14 protein-coding genes are annotated in these 13,943 nt (G+C 65.4%); 7 read left to right on the top strand and 7 right to left on the bottom strand.

The features are described from left to right. Positions 1–31 precede the first annotated feature (31 nt). On the bottom strand, positions 32–772 hold the full coding sequence (locus tag J2S73_RS11960) for a DUF899 domain-containing protein (RefSeq protein ID WP_306886309.1): 741 nt from the start codon (positions 770–772) through the stop codon (positions 32–34). A 69-nt stretch (positions 773–841) separates the two neighbouring features. Between J2S73_RS11960 and J2S73_RS11955 the strand changes: the two genes are divergently transcribed. Beyond that, positions 842–1,312, top strand: coding sequence for a MarR family winged helix-turn-helix transcriptional regulator (locus J2S73_RS11955; protein ID WP_306885766.1), 471 nt, complete (start codon positions 842–844; stop codon positions 1,310–1,312). A 46-nt stretch (positions 1,313–1,358) separates the two neighbouring features. On the opposite strand, the gene J2S73_RS11950 is transcribed toward J2S73_RS11955, so the two are convergent. Beyond that, positions 1,359–2,573 (bottom strand): polyhydroxyalkanoate depolymerase, encoded by a 1,215-nt coding sequence (locus J2S73_RS11950; protein WP_306885765.1) that lies wholly within the window; start codon positions 2,571–2,573, stop codon positions 1,359–1,361. 260 nt (positions 2,574–2,833) lie between these two features. Here J2S73_RS11950 and J2S73_RS11945 point away from each other — a divergent pair, with 260 nt between their 5' ends. From J2S73_RS11945 to J2S73_RS11935, 3 genes are all read left to right on the top strand, one after another. Then, a complete protein-coding gene (locus J2S73_RS11945) occupies positions 2,834–3,487 on the top strand; it encodes a glutathione S-transferase family protein (RefSeq protein ID WP_306885764.1) in 654 nt (217 codons plus the stop codon). Positions 3,488–3,632: 145 nt separating this feature from the next. Further along, positions 3,633–4,295 carry a glutathione S-transferase family protein gene (locus J2S73_RS11940; protein ID WP_306885763.1) on the top strand — a complete coding sequence of 221 codons (663 nt, stop codon included), beginning with the start codon at positions 3,633–3,635 and terminating at the stop codon, positions 4,293–4,295. A 153-nt stretch (positions 4,296–4,448) separates the two neighbouring features. Continuing rightward, positions 4,449–5,753 carry a UDP-glucose dehydrogenase family protein gene (locus J2S73_RS11935; RefSeq protein ID WP_306885762.1) on the top strand — a complete coding sequence of 435 codons (1,305 nt, stop codon included), beginning with the start codon at positions 4,449–4,451 and terminating at the stop codon, positions 5,751–5,753. 12 nt (positions 5,754–5,765) lie between these two features. Here the strand turns inward: J2S73_RS11935 and J2S73_RS11930 are convergent, their stop codons facing one another. The 4 genes from J2S73_RS11930 to J2S73_RS11915 form a co-directional block, all read right to left on the bottom strand. After that, positions 5,766–6,785, bottom strand: a complete 1,020-nt coding sequence (locus J2S73_RS11930) for a MerR family transcriptional regulator (protein ID WP_306885761.1) — start codon at positions 6,783–6,785, stop codon at positions 5,766–5,768. A 163-nt stretch (positions 6,786–6,948) separates the two neighbouring features. Beyond that, positions 6,949–7,284 (bottom strand): heat shock protein HspQ, encoded by a 336-nt coding sequence (gene hspQ / locus J2S73_RS11925; RefSeq protein ID WP_306885760.1) that lies wholly within the window; start codon positions 7,282–7,284, stop codon positions 6,949–6,951. Positions 7,285–7,359: 75 nt separating this feature from the next. After that, on the bottom strand, positions 7,360–8,403 hold the full coding sequence (locus tag J2S73_RS11920) for an HpcH/HpaI aldolase/citrate lyase family protein (RefSeq protein WP_306885759.1): 1,044 nt from the start codon (positions 8,401–8,403) through the stop codon (positions 7,360–7,362). Between the two features lie 155 nt (positions 8,404–8,558). Then, positions 8,559–9,473, bottom strand: coding sequence for a lysophospholipid acyltransferase family protein (locus J2S73_RS11915; RefSeq protein ID WP_306885758.1), 915 nt, complete (start codon positions 9,471–9,473; stop codon positions 8,559–8,561). 257 nt (positions 9,474–9,730) lie between these two features. Here J2S73_RS11915 and J2S73_RS11910 point away from each other — a divergent pair, with 257 nt between their 5' ends. Continuing rightward, positions 9,731–10,690: an AEC family transporter gene (locus tag J2S73_RS11910; protein ID WP_306885757.1), complete on the top strand. Its 960-nt coding sequence runs from the start codon at positions 9,731–9,733 to the stop codon at positions 10,688–10,690. A gap of 22 nt (positions 10,691–10,712) precedes the next feature. Here the strand turns inward: J2S73_RS11910 and J2S73_RS11905 are convergent, their stop codons facing one another. Further along, the gene (locus J2S73_RS11905) at positions 10,713–11,921 is read right to left on the bottom strand and encodes a UbiH/UbiF family hydroxylase (protein WP_306885756.1); all 1,209 of its coding nucleotides are present in this window, start codon (positions 11,919–11,921) and stop codon (positions 10,713–10,715) included. 246 nt (positions 11,922–12,167) lie between these two features. On the opposite strand from J2S73_RS11905, the gene J2S73_RS11900 reads away from it, so the two are divergent. Then, a complete protein-coding gene (locus J2S73_RS11900) occupies positions 12,168–13,022 on the top strand; it encodes a DUF2182 domain-containing protein (protein ID WP_306885755.1) in 855 nt (284 codons plus the stop codon). Between the two features lie 168 nt (positions 13,023–13,190). Continuing rightward, positions 13,191–13,925 (top strand): TerC family protein, encoded by a 735-nt coding sequence (locus J2S73_RS11895; protein ID WP_306885754.1) that lies wholly within the window; start codon positions 13,191–13,193, stop codon positions 13,923–13,925. The last annotated feature ends 18 nt before the right edge of the window (positions 13,926–13,943 follow it).

The following is a 13,943-nucleotide window of genomic DNA, read 5'->3' as shown; positions in this document are numbered from 1 at the left end:
TCGGTTGCGGCGTTGTCGCCCTCGAAAAGCACTAAGTCGCCGCCGCCCCATGGCAGGCTGTTTTCAGGGGCACGTCGTATTCGTCGTGGCGACGCACGAAATCCATGGTCGATCCTTCGTTGCGCCCCTTCGGAGCGCGATCGAGGATCATCAGGGTTCCGATCAGTTCCTCGCAGCCGCGCGCGAAACTGGAATAGGTGTGATAGACGGCACCGGCTTCGTCACGAGCGAACGCGCTGAGCCCGGGGAGCTCTTCGAATGCCGTTTCGACGGGCTCGTCGCGGTAGTTGTAGACAACGCTGCCGGCCGCCCGTTGATCGGCATCGAACGAAACGCCAAAGTCGTAGTTGAACCGGCTCGGATGCGACGATACCCACGGAAACCGCCAGCCCATACGGCGCTTATAAGCCTCGATCTCCGGCAGCGACGCACGGGAAACGGCGGTCAACGTGACGTCATGATGATTGAGATGGACGAGTGCGCCGTCGAGATGGTCGCACAGGAACGAACACCCGTCGCAGCCTGCCGGCCAGCCGGGCGCAAGCATGAAGTGGTAGACGATCAACTGGCTGCGGCCGTCAAAGAGATCGGCGAGGCGGGCTTTTCCGGCCGGCGTGTCGAACACATAACTCTCATCGACCCGGACCCACGGAAGCGCCAGACGCTCCGCATTGATCTCGTCCCGCAGCCGAGTGGCCTGCTTTTCCCGCTCAAGCAGCGCACGGCGCGCCTCGAGCCATTCGTCCCGAGAGACAACCCGATGAGACGTCATGAGCGCTTCCTCCCGCAAACAGCGACCAACCGACGTTGATATAAACATTGATATCAATATAATATGAGCATGTCAAAGCCCCGCGCCGTTCCGTTCGAAACCACGCTGCTGGTCCGCGACACGTGCCTGTGTCTCCACGCGCAGCGGGCCGCTCGTGCGCTTGCGCGCCTTTTCGACGAAGCGTTGAAGCCGTATGGCCTGACCAACGGTCAGTTTTCTCTGCTGATGTCGCTGAACCGGCCTGAACCACCGCCGATCGGAGCGGTCGCCGAGGTCCTCGCCATGGATCAGACCACGCTGACCGCCGCTTTGAAGCCGCTGGAACGCCGCGGCCTGGTCGAGCGGAAGGCGAACCCGAACGACAAGCGGAGCCGGTTGCTGGTGCTCACTCCGGGTGGCCTCGAGGTGCTCGCCGCCGCGGTTCCGACCTGGAAGCGGGTTCACGCCGGGATCGACGCGGCGCTCTCGGATCCGGAAACGCTGCGCGCCGACCTTCGCCAGATCGCATTCGCGCTGCCGAACGGTGTCGAAACCGGATAGCGGTCCCGGCGCTTCGGTTCGCTCGGCGACGTGTTCCGGCCGGCGCCTATTCCATAGACAGGATCAGATTGCGGACGACCGGATAGATCTCCCGGTCCCAGCGCTTGCCGTTGAAGACGCCATAGTGGCCGACGTTCGCCTGGAGATGATGGCGCTTCAGATGAGGGCGCAGCGAGCGGCACAGGTCGTGGGCGGCCGCCGTCTGCCCAAGCGCGCAGATGTCGTCGCGCCCGCCTTCCACGGTCAGCAACGCGGTCTTGCGGATCACGCTCGGATCGACCTTCCGACCCCGATAGGTGAAGGTGCCCTTGGCGAGCTGGTTCTGCTGGAAGACCCGATCGATCGTCTCGACATAAAACTCCGCCGCCAGATCCAGGACGGCGAAATACTCGTCGTAGAACGACTTGATCTTCTCGGCCTCGGCCGTCTCGCCCTTGGCGAGATGCTCGTAGAGCTTGCTGTGCTGGCTGCGATGGCGGTCCATGTTCATCGCCATGAAGGCGGTCAGCTGCATGAAGCCGGGATAGACCCAGCGCCCGCCGCCGGGATAGCGGTCGGGAACGCGGGCGATCACCTGGGTTTCGAACCAGGAGAGCGGCTTCGATTTGGCGAGTTCGTTGACCGCCGTGGGGCTCTCGTCCACGTCGATCGGACCGGCCATGAGCGTCATGGAGCGCGGCGTCGCGGGATGCTCGTCCTCCGACATCACCGCTACGGCGGCGAGCGCCTGCACACATGGCTGGCAGACGGCCAGAATGTGTGCGCCCGGGCCGATCTCTTCCAGAAAGCGGATGATGTAGTCGACATAGTCCTCGACACCGAACCGGCCGGCCGACAGCGGCACGTCCCGCGCATTCACCCAGTCGGTGATGTAGACCTCGTGGTCTTGGAGCAGCGTATGGACGGTCCCGCGCAACAGGGTGGAGAAGTGTCCCGAGAGCGGTGCGATGACGAGCACCTTGGGCTGTTCGCTGTCGATGTCCTTGGAAAATTTGAGCAACTGGCCGAAGGGAAGGTCGAGCGCGATCTCGGGCGTTACGGGCACGTCGCGATTGCCGACCATGACCGTCTCGATCCCGAAATCCGGCCGTGTATGGGAGAGCTCGAAGCGGGACAGCATCTCCAGCCCCGCGCTCAAGCGACGGCGAAGCTCGCCGGCGAGGCCCCAATCCCCCCACAGCCCCGGAAAAACCGCGTTGCGCGCCAGCGCGCGAAACGGAGCGATCAGATCATCCTGGAGCTGGTAGGTCTGGTAAAGCATCGGCTGCTCCGTTCACCTCCTGCAATATTGCATTGCGGAAAGGCTAGTGTGATTTTTGCCGCGTTGCGAGCGGATTATGTGCCGGCGTCCACCGCTTCGGCTCCGTCAGCGGCCCTAGATGGACATCGCGCGGCGGGAACCGGTCCAATTCCTGCATCTCGCAAAGCGGAACGGTCCCGGCTACGATCCATCCGGAAAGCCGGCGACGAACCCATGCAGAGCGGACAACATCCGGGCTCAAGTCAGGAACGATAGATGCGATGACTGGTGCGAAGCTGACGATTTCTTCGAAGAACTATTCGTCCTGGTCCCTCCGGGGCTGGCTTCTGTGCCGGATGGCCGGACTGGATTTCACCGAAGAACGCGTCGACATCGACGATCCGGACACGCGCCAGGAACTCCTGCTTCTGTCGCCGTCGGTGCTCGTGCCGCGGCTCACTCACGGCGGCGTGACGGTGTGGGACACGCTGGCGATCGCCGAATACCTTGCGGAAATCGCTCCGGAAGCGGGCCTGCTTCCGAAGGATCAGGGGGTCCGCGCCCATTGCCGTGCGATTTCCGGGGAGATCCATTCCGGTTTCTACAATCTGCGCTCCGCCTTGCCGATGAACCTCAAGGCCCGGCACGACCGCTTCAAGATATTCTCGGGCGCGCGGCCGGATGTGGAGCGGATCAAGACGATCTGGTCGGAATGCCTCAAGACCTATGGCGGCCCTTACCTGTTCGGTGATCTGACCATGGCCGACGCCATGTATGCGCCGGTCTGCACCCGGTTCCGGACCTACGCCGTCGATCTCGCACCGGAGCAGCAGGCCTATTGCGAGACGATCTTCGAGTGGCCGCTGATGCAGGAATGGACCGAAGGGGCACTGGCCGAGCCCGACGAGATCATCGAGCTCGAAGTCGAATTCTGACAAGGCGCCACGTCGGCACCGCAGCCCCGACGTTTTGTCCAGACCCATCGCGATTCCTTCTTCGATCCATCAAGAACCTCCATTGGACGGCGTCGGGCGACGTGCCGACAATGGCTGCGTGCGCAGAAGGTGGAGAGGACGCGTCATGAGCTTGATCCTGGTTATCGGCAACAAGACCTATTCGAGCTGGTCGCTCAGGGCCTGGCTGGTGATGACCCGCTTCGGGATCGATTTCGACGAGATCCTGATCCCCCTCGACCAGGCGGACACCAAGGAACGCATCCTGCGGCATTCGCCGTCCGGCCGCGTCCCGTGCCTGATCGACGGCGACGTCGCGATCTGGGACACCCTGTCGATCGTCGAGTATCTGGCCGAACGCTATCCGGATGCCGGCATCTGGCCGTCCAACAGCTTTGCCCGTGCCATCGCGCGCTCGGTCTCGGCGGAAATGCATTCCGGCTTTCCCGCGATCCGGGAATACTGCCCGATGAACCTCAGGAAGCGATTCCCGTTCAAGGACTGGGGCGGAGCGGCGGCAGTCGACGAGGTTCGCCGGATCGAGCAGCTCTGGTCGGATTGTCGCGCGCGCTTCGCCGGCGCCGGCCCCTTCCTGTTCGGTGACTTCTCGGCGGCCGACGCCATGTTCGCCCCGGTGGTGACCCGTCTCGACCGTTACGGTTGGACCGTCACCGAGGCGAGCCGGGCCTACATGGACGCCGTCCTTGCGATGCCGGAACTGAAGCGCTGGACCGACGATGCCGCGATGGAACCCTGGGTGATCGAGGCAGAGGAAGTCGAGCCGGCTTGATTGCCGGCCGCGCAGGCAAGTGCTGCGGCCGGAGGGCATTGCAGATGCGCAGGATTGGCGTCTTGCGCTTGAGGCCCCGGGCGGGCAAGTAGGCATCGGCCGGGGCGTAGTGCCCGGGCCAGTTCCTGTTCCGAACCGCCACGGACTCCTGCCATGCACATCGCAATGATCGGCGCGGGCTATGTCGGCCTCGTCTCGGGCGCATGCTTCGCCGACTTCGGACACGTGGTCACCTGCGTCGACACGGACCCGGACAAGGTCGACCGTCTCAACCGCGGCGAAATCCCGATCTTCGAGCCGGGCCTCGAGGACCATGTGGTGCGCAACCGGGACGAGGAGCGTCTGTTCTTCACGACCGAATTGCCGGAGGCCGTCGCCAAAGCGGACGTGGTGTTCATCGCCGTGGGTACACCGTCGAGGCGCGGAGACGGGCGGGCCGATCTGTCCTACGTGTATGCGGCCGCAGCCGAGGTCGCCCGCAACATTTCCGGCTACACGGTGGTGGTGACCAAATCGACCGTGCCGGTCGGCACCGGAGACGCGGTCGAACGGATCATGCGCGACGAGGTGCCCGGCGTGGACGTGTCGGTGGTGTCGAATCCGGAGTTCCTGCGCGAAGGCGCGGCCATCGAGGATTTCAAGCGGCCGGACCGGATCGTCATCGGCGTGGAGGACGAACGCGCCCAGGAGATCATGGGCGAGGTCTACCGGCCGCTCTTCGTCAACCAGGCGCCGGTCATTTACACCGGCCGCCGAACCGCCGAGCTGATCAAGTACGCCTCCAACGCGTTTCTGGCCACGAAGATCACCTTCATCAACGAGATGGCGGATCTCTGCGAGAAGGCCGGCGCCAACGTCCAGGAAGTCGCCCGCGGCATCGGCCTCGACAATCGCATCGGCACCAAGTTTCTCCATGCCGGGCCCGGCTTCGGTGGCTCCTGCTTTCCCAAGGACACGCGGGCCCTGGTCGAAACCGCGCGCGAGTTCGAAACGCCGAGCCGGATCGTGGAAGCGGTCGTGACCGTGAACGAGGCCCGAAAGGCGGCCATGGCCCAGAAGGTGCTGCGGGCCTGCGGCGGGTCGGTCGCCGGCAAGACGGTCGCGCTCCTCGGCCTGACCTTCAAGCCGAACACGGACGACATGCGGGAAAGCCCGTCGATCGCGATAGCGAACGCCCTGCGCGCGGCTGGCGCCACGGTACGCGGACACGATCCCCAGGGCATGGAGCAGGCGCGCAGGGTGATGCCCGATATCGAGTATGCGGACACCGCCTATGCCTGCGTGGAAGACGCCGACGCCGTGGTCCTCGTCACCGAGTGGGAGGCCTACCGCGCCCTCGACCTGCCGCGGATCAAGGAGCTGGTGCGGGTCCCGGTGTTCGTCGACCTTCGCAACGTCTATCGGCGCGCCGAGGTCGAGCGACACGGCTTTACCTATGTCGATGTGGGGCGCGGCTGAGGCAGGCGCGGCTCACGCCGGCGCGGACGCCCTGCGGGCGACGACGCCTTCGGTGCGGGCCCGGACTTCGGGCGCGGCAAGGCAGCTCTTGAGGGCTTCGTAACCGGCTGCTTCGGGATAGGGGCGGACGACGATCGGCGTGTCGTGGTTCGCCGGGCAGAACAGGATCGTGGCTTCGGGCGCGAGCGTATCCAGATCGAGAAGAGCGGTCGACCGGGTCAGCAGCACGAACCGGCGCCCCGAAGAGATCCTGACCCTCAGAAACCGCGCGAGGGCCTTCTGGCTCGCCGCATCCAGACGATGCTCGGCCGTGTCGATGACGACGGTCGCCGCCGGATCCGCTTCCAGACCGGCGACGAGGGCGACCATGGCGTGGCTCGCCACGGCCCCGTCCGCGATCAGCGCAGCGAGACTGTCGGCCACACGGGATCGGAGTGCCGGGACGGCAGCGAGCCGAGCCCTGAGATCGGCAGGCTCTTCATTGACCCGCTCCATCGGGAGGAACCGGGTCTCTGGCAGATGCTCGGAGATCAGCCGCGCCAGTCGGGTCTTGCCGCTCCCGAGCGGGCCCACGACGAAGGTGAGGGCGCCAAGAACCGGAAGCGTGAATCGTTCGCCATTCCATGGCCAGGGCAGGTCGAAGGCGATCGCCGCCGGCCCTGAACAGGGATCCGGATCCAAACGGGTCTCATCAGCCCGCGCCGCGAGATGGTGCCGCAGCTGCCCGATCGACAGAAGCAGGTCTTCGCGCTGGTGCTGGAGGCGTCGGAGATGGGCGGACAGGAGATCGTGTCTTGTGGCCGGGTCGGCGTCGATCAGTCGGGCGATGTCCGCGAGGCGGAGACCCAGGCCGCGCAGCTCGACGATTTCCGCCGCGCGTCGGAGAGCCTCCGGTCCGTAGGCCCGCCATCCGGCCGCCGTTCGGGAGGGCGTCACCAGGCCACGCGCTTCGTAGAGCCGCAGCGCCTTGGTCGAAACACCCAGGGTCTTGGCCGCCTCCGACGGCGTCAAAACCCGATCTGTCCGAATCATGGTCCATTCCCCTCCAGTCTTATGGGAATGGCGACAGTGGGGCCGGCCCCAGGGGCCTGGTCAAGGCTCGGTATCGTGTCCGCTCGGCCGTCGCCCGATCTCGCCCTGACGAAGGGTTGACGAGTCAGCGGGAGCGACCCGCGCGGTCAGTGGCGCCGTGCGGTCAGTGGCGCCGCGCTTCGCGGGTCTCGTAGACGCCGTCGTGGCGATTGCCGAACACCTCGGCGACCTGCGGGTGACGGATCGGCTCGTCGCTCTCGTCCGGCACGAGATTCTGCTCGGAAACGTAGGCCACATACTCCGTCTCCGCGTTCTCCGCGAAGAGATGGTAGTAGGGCTGATCCTTCGAGGGGCGAACCTCCTCGGGAATCGACAGCCACCATTCTTCCGTATTGTCGAAGGTGGGATCGACGTCGAAGATCACGCCGCGGAACGGATGGAACCGATGCCGGACGACTTGGCCAATCTGGAATTTCGCAGTTCTGACTTCTGTACTCATATCGGGGCCCTGTGAGGCGCTCCTCCTATCCGACCGGTCTTTCTGCCGCAACTATATAGAATTGCGTCCCGGTTTCTAAAGCCCGTAGACAGCGGCCTGGTCGGGATCTTTCGAAGCAACGGCCTTTGCCAGATCGACGATGACCTTCGCCTGTTTCCAGGTCGCGTCGTCCTGCATCTTGCCGTCGATCATCACCGCGCCGCTGCCATCGGGCATCGCGTCGATGATTTTCTTGGCAAATGCGACCTCGTCGGGATCCGGGCTGAACACGCGCTTGGCGATATCGATCTGGGAGGGATGCAGCGACCACGCGCCATCGCAGCCCATCAGGAACGCGTTCTGGAACTGCGCCTCGCAGGCGACCGGATCCTGAAAATCGCCGAACGGTCCGTAGAACGCCTTGATGCCGGCTGCCACGCACGCGTCGACCATCCGGGCGATGGTGTAGTGCCAGAGATCCTGCTGATAGGAAGGGCGTGCCTCCTGGGTGTCGGAAGGATCGGCGAACACGCGGTAGAGCGGATGCCCGCCGCCGACACGCGTCGTCTTCATGCCACGGGACGCAGCGAGGTCGGCCGGCCCAAGGCTCATCCCGTGCATGCGCGGGCTTGCCTGCGCGATCGCCGAAATGTTCTCGACCCCCTGTGCGGTTTCGAGGATGGCGTGGAGCAGGATCGGCTTGCCGATGCCGTGCCGGGCTTCGAGCTGCGCCAGGAGCCGGTCGAAATAGTGGATATCCCAGGGGCCGTTGACCTTGGGCACCATGATCACGTCGAGCTTGTCGCCAACGGCGGGAACGATCTCCAGCACGTCGTCCAGAACCCAGGGACTGTCGAGGCTGTTGATCCGGGTCCAAAGCCCCGTGTCACCGAAGTCGGTCGCCTTGGCCATTTCGATGAAACCGCGCCGAGCCGCCTCCTTCTGGTCGGCGGGGATGGCGTCTTCCAGATTTCCGAGGATCACGTCGACCGTGCCCGCGAGGTCCGGGATCTTGGCCCGGACCTTCTCGTTGTGGGGCGGCACGAAATGGATCATCCGCTCGAGGCGGACGGGAAGCGTGCGATAGGGCTCGGGAGCGCCCACGGCGAGGGGCTCGAAAAAGCTGCGCGGGGATTTCACGGTGAACCTCCTCATGGAAACGGTAGGGGCGCGGCATCTGAACGCACAGGTCACAGCGCCGCTGGCCGACACGTTACGCCTGCAGATCATGCCGATGCTGCAATGCGACACAAGCCCCTCTGCCCAGCGAGCACAAAGGCCTGTGGAGCAGGCCGCTAACTCGGCTCGTCGCCGGCCCTGAGCGCCCACTTCCGGTGGGCCCACATCCACTGCTCCGGCGTGATCCGGATCCAGTGCTCGAACACCTCGTGGATCGCCTGGGTCGCCTCCGCAGCATCCCTGTCCCGGTCGTCGCTTTGCGGAACCTCGACGACCTTGAGCTCGAGGCGGAAGTGAACGCCGCCGGTTCGCACCATGCAGCCCGCGACGATGGGCAGACCGTGACGGCGGGCCAGGGCGGCGGGAAAGGGATTGGCGTAGGCCGGACGGTCGAAGAAGACCACGCGCACGCCCCGTCGCTCGCGCAGATCCGCAAGGAAACCCACCGCGCCGCCGGATCTGGCGAGGATCGTCAGCCGCCGGGCCGTGGCAGGGCCCTTGGCGTGCAGCCCGCCACCATAGAGCGGCGCGCGCATCGCCTTGAGGTAGCGCTCGACCAGCGGGTTCTGGATCGGCTGATAGGTGCCGGCGATATCGATGTCCTTGCCGAGGGCGGGCAGGGCGGCGACTTCCCAGTTGCCCAGATGCAGCGACACGAACACGCATCCGTTGCGGGCGATGCGCCGGTACCGGTCCAGACCCGCCGGCAGTTCGAACCGGTCGGCGTCGGAAACGAGCTGGCCGAGATGCTGGCCCTCTGCGAAGACGCGGCCGAGATTTTCCCAGCTACCGCGCGCGATCCGCTCGCGTTCTTCCGCACTCAGTTCGGGAAAGGCGTAGCCGAGATGCTCCTGCACCCGCCGATGCCGGTGGGTGAACGGGGCGATCCAGCGCCACAGCCGGCCGCTCACGGCGGACGCGCGATCTATCGGCAGGAGACGGAGCGGGGCGACCACCACCCTGAGCCCGATATATTCCAGCCACATGCGTGCGACGCCGAGATGGCCGGGATAGAATTTCGACTGCGACACCTGGACCCCGTCCGGGTTGGAAATTGGACCGCTGCGGCTTCGACGACGGCATAGATGCAGGCTTCGGTCCGACGCAGGGAGCTTTCTCACATCGAACGAGCCCTGTCGCGGCCGGTCCCGGTCAGCCTTCGCCTGTCATGCAGACATTTTCAACACGTCCGAAAAGGCTCTAGGTTCGCCGTGAGAATCACCGGATGCGACCGACGCGCCCGCGCGACGCGTATCGACAGGGTCGCATCGTCCGGCGCGGGTCGTTCATGCAAGACGTTCTTTCCCTGGCCTTTCCGTTCTTCGGGCTGATCTTTCTCGGCTACGGCGCCGGAAAGATCAGCAAGCTCCCCGCAGACGGTCTCGCCTGGCTCAATTTCTTCGTCATCTATCTCGCTCTGCCGGCGCTGTTTTTCCAGCTCCTGTCGGAGACGCCGATCGAACAGATCGGGAGCTGGAGCTTCATCGCGTCCACGACGCTGGTCACGTTCGTCATGTTCGTGCTCGCATTCGCGGTCGGCATTGCGCGATCACGCGGCGATGTTCCGGTTGCCACCATCCAGGGGATCATCGGCTCCTACTCGAACGTCGGCTATCTCGGACCGGGCCTGACCCTTGCCGCTCTCGGTCCGGCCGCTACCGTGCCGACCGCGCTGATCTTCTGCTTCGACAGCGCGCTGCTGTTCATTATCGTTCCCATCCTGATGGCCGTGGCGGCCAAGGAAGGACAGAGCGCGCTGCGGACCGCGGCCATGATCGTGAAGCGGATCTTCACGCACCCTTTCATCCTGGCCACGCTCGCTGGAATTGCTGCGGCGGCCTTCGAATTCCAGCCTCCCGACGCCCTGGACCGCCTTCTGACGATGCTGCGCGGAGCCGCAGCACCCTGCGCGCTGTTCGCGATCGGAGTAACGGTTTCCAGCCGGCCGCTGCACCGGGTTCCGCCCGAACTTCCGGCCCTGCTGGCAATCAAGCTCGTGGTGCATCCGCTCGTCATTTTCCTCGTTCTGGGATGGGTCGGGGACATCGATCCGCTGTGGATGGCGACAGCCGTGCTGATGGCCGGGCTTCCGCCTGCGACCAACGCCTTCGTGCTGGCGAGCCAGTATCAGGTCTATGTCGAACGCGCGTCGGCTGCTGTCCTGATCGGGACGGTGGTGTCGGTCGCGACCGTCACGGCGCTTCTCTACCTCGTCACCCACGACCTCCTGCCGTTCCACATCTTCTGACCGACCGGCCAGATCTGTGCGGCTAGAGCGGAAGCCCCCGGACGAGCCGCGGCGCCCCGATCGCCGGCGCCAGCCCTTCCCGCATCACGAAGCGCCGGAGCGGGCCGATGGCCGTGGCGGCGAACAATCCGATGCCGCGGGCCGCTGAAACCGGGACGAAGTCGCTGAGGAGCGAGCGGTTGAGAAGATCGACCGCAAGCGTTCGGCTTTCCACATCGGCGCGCCGGCGGCGGGCATAAGCCGACAGCGTCGCATCGCTGCCGGGATCCGCGCCGCGATCGCGGGCCTGAACCAGAACCTCTGCAAGACCGGCGATGTCGCGGAATCCGAGATTGAGGCCCTGGGCGCCGATCGGCGGAAACCGGTGTGCGGCTTCACCTACGAGCGCGACTCGCTCGTCGGCCAGCTTGCGCGCCACCATCCCCGACAGCGGCAGGAGTCCGCGCGTCGCTTCCACCGTGACCCGGCCCAGCAGGCGGTGTGTCCGGATCTCGATCTCGCGGGCCAGCTCGCCGTCCGTCATCCGCTCCAGCCACGGGGCTTCGTCCGGATGCACGACCCAGACAAGGCTCGAGCGCCGACCCTGCAACGGCACGACGGTGAACGGACCCGACCGTGTATGGAACTCGGTCGAGGTGTCGTTGTGGGACAGAGTGTGTCCGAAGATCGTGACCAGCGCCTGCTGGGGATAGGTCCAGGAACGGGTCCCGATCCCCACGGCCTCCCGCATGAAGGAGCGCGCACCGTCGGCAGCGACAGCGAGGAGGGCGGAGACCCGTTTGCCGCCGGCGGACATCACGATGCGACCGCCGGCCGTTTCGGCGCTTTCGACCGGGGCCTCGATCCACGGCAGGTCCGCCGCTTCGGCGGTCTCGATCAGGGCCCGATTCAGCGCGTCGTTCTCGATGTTGAATCCGAACGCCTCGAGCCCGATCTCGCCTGCCTGGAAGGCGGCCTCCGGAGACCGGACCAGCCGGTCCGTGGCATCGACGATCCGCATAGTGCGCATCGGTGCGGCATGATCTTCTGCCCGGCTCCAGGCTCCGGCCGCGGCCAGCACGTTCACCGACCCGGTCAGGAGGGCCGTGGTCCGCGGATCGCCCGCTGGTCGTGGACCGACCAGCGTGACGTCGAACCCCTGAGACCGGAGAAGAAGCGCAGCCGTCAGCCCGGCAGGACCGGCTCCAACGACGGCGATCTGATGGTCGACCGGTTCTGCATCACTGACCATGTGACGGCTCCATTCCTGCGGTGGACGCGCACTGTCCGTGTTGTGATCTATAGATCATGTGGTCGCGGGCGGCGACCGCCAAGGGGGTGCGGCATCACGGGACGGTCCGGCGGCTTGTGCGAAGGCAGATGCCCTGTTTACGTGAGCCGACCGGATCGATCTGGACGAGGTCCAATGGCGCGTTCCGAGCTCAAGGCTCACCCTGAAACACCGCGTCCTGCCGGCCAAAAGCCGACGGGAACGGACGTGCATCATACAGGCGCGTCTCGGCACGGTGCGGTGCTGATCGCGGTTGCCGGCGTGGCGGCGCTCGGTTGGATCTATCTGACAATGACCGTGCTCGCGGTTCCCGACGGTCCGCGTGGCGCGCTTGGGCCGGGCATGAACCTGCTCGCATTCGGCGCGCCGGTTCCCGCCTTCATGGAGGCGCTCTGCGTTCCGGTGACGCTTGCCACCGGTCTCGATCCCCAGGCGCTCGCCGTCACGCTGGCCATGTGGATCGCGATGGTCTTCGCCATGATGCTTCCGTCGGCAGCGCCCATGATACAGGCCTATTCATCTGCCCTGAGAGACCTGGAACCGTCGAAGAGAAAGGCCCAGCGTCTGGTCGCCCTTTCGGCCGGCTACGTGAGCGTCTGGACGGGCTTTGCGGTCGTGGCCTGCGCCGCCCAGATCGCTCTCGTCTTCGTCGGCACGCTGTCGCCGGCGATGACGCCGCTGGCTCCCGCGCTGGCGGGAATGACGCTGCTGGCGGCGGGGCTCTATCAGTTCACGCCCGCCAAGCAGGCCTGCCTAGGGCGATGCCGGGCTCCCGTCTCGCAAGCCGCGGTCCGGTGGCAGATCCGGGCGCGGTCGGCCTACCGGGTCGGCCTGGAGGAGGGACTCTACTGTCTCGGGTGCTGCTGGGCGCTCATGGTCGTCATGTTTGCCGTGGGCATCATGAACGTCGTCTGGATGGCCGTTCTGGCGATCCTGATGGTCGCGGAAAAGGTCACCTCGGGCATGGTGCTTCCACGGGCGGTCGGCACCGGTCTCGTCGTGTGGGGCGCCCTCCTTGTGCTGATCTCCCAGCCGGGACGACTGCTGCTCGGCATCGGCTAGGCGCCGTCCGGGCGGACATCCGCCGGGTCGAGCCGACAAGCCAGGTTCCCGATATGGGGACCTCTCGTCACTGTTCGCGACACCGGGTGCTTCGGGAGACGAACCGCAACGGGGTTTGGTCCGTTAGCGAGTTGGGTTAGACACCGGTCGCGGATAAGGGCAGAGCGCATGGAATGGATCGCGGATCCTCAGATCTGGGCGAGCCTCGTCACCTTGACGGTGATGGAGATCGTCCTGGGCATCGACAACATCGTCTTCATCTCCGTCCTGGTGTCGCGCCTTCCACAGGCTCAGGCCGATTCCGCCCGAAAGATCGGGTTGTCGCTGGCCCTGGTCTTCCGCATCCTGCTTCTGCTCGTGATCTCCTGGATCATCGGGCTCACGCAGCCGCTCTTCTCCCTGTTCGGCGAGGCCTTCTCCTGGCGCGACATCATCCTGCTGGCCGGCGGCGCATTCCTTCTCGTCAAGGGGACGCTGGAAATCCACGCCGGCATCGAAGGGGAGGAAGGCGAGCACGGCGCGAAGAAGGCGCCTCCCGGCTTCTGGTCGGTCATCGTGCAGATCCTGCTGATCGATCTGGTATTCTCGGTCGATTCGATCATCACGGCAGTGGGTATGGCCCAGCATGTGGAGGTCATGATCGCCGCCGTCGTCATCTCGATCGGGATCATGTTCATTGCGTCCGGACCGGTCGCCACGTTCATCAAGCAGCATCCAACCACGAAGATGCTCGCGCTGTCCTTCCTGCTCCTGATCGGCATGGCACTGATCGCGGACGGGCTCGGCTTCCACATTCCGCGCGCGTACATCTATTTTGCCATGGCCTTCTCCGCGCTGGTGGAGGTCCTGAACATCCTGCGCCGGCGCAAACGGCTGACGGCGGGCGCAGGCGACGAACAGTGAGCCCCGAACCGGTAGAGA

Origin of the sequence: Amorphus orientalis (genome assembly GCF_030814015.1) — a bacterium.
Taxonomy (GTDB): domain Bacteria; phylum Pseudomonadota; class Alphaproteobacteria; order Rhizobiales; family Amorphaceae; genus Amorphus; species Amorphus orientalis.
The sequence above is the reverse complement of the archived record's forward strand: the minus strand, read 5'-3'. Positions and strand labels throughout refer to the sequence as shown.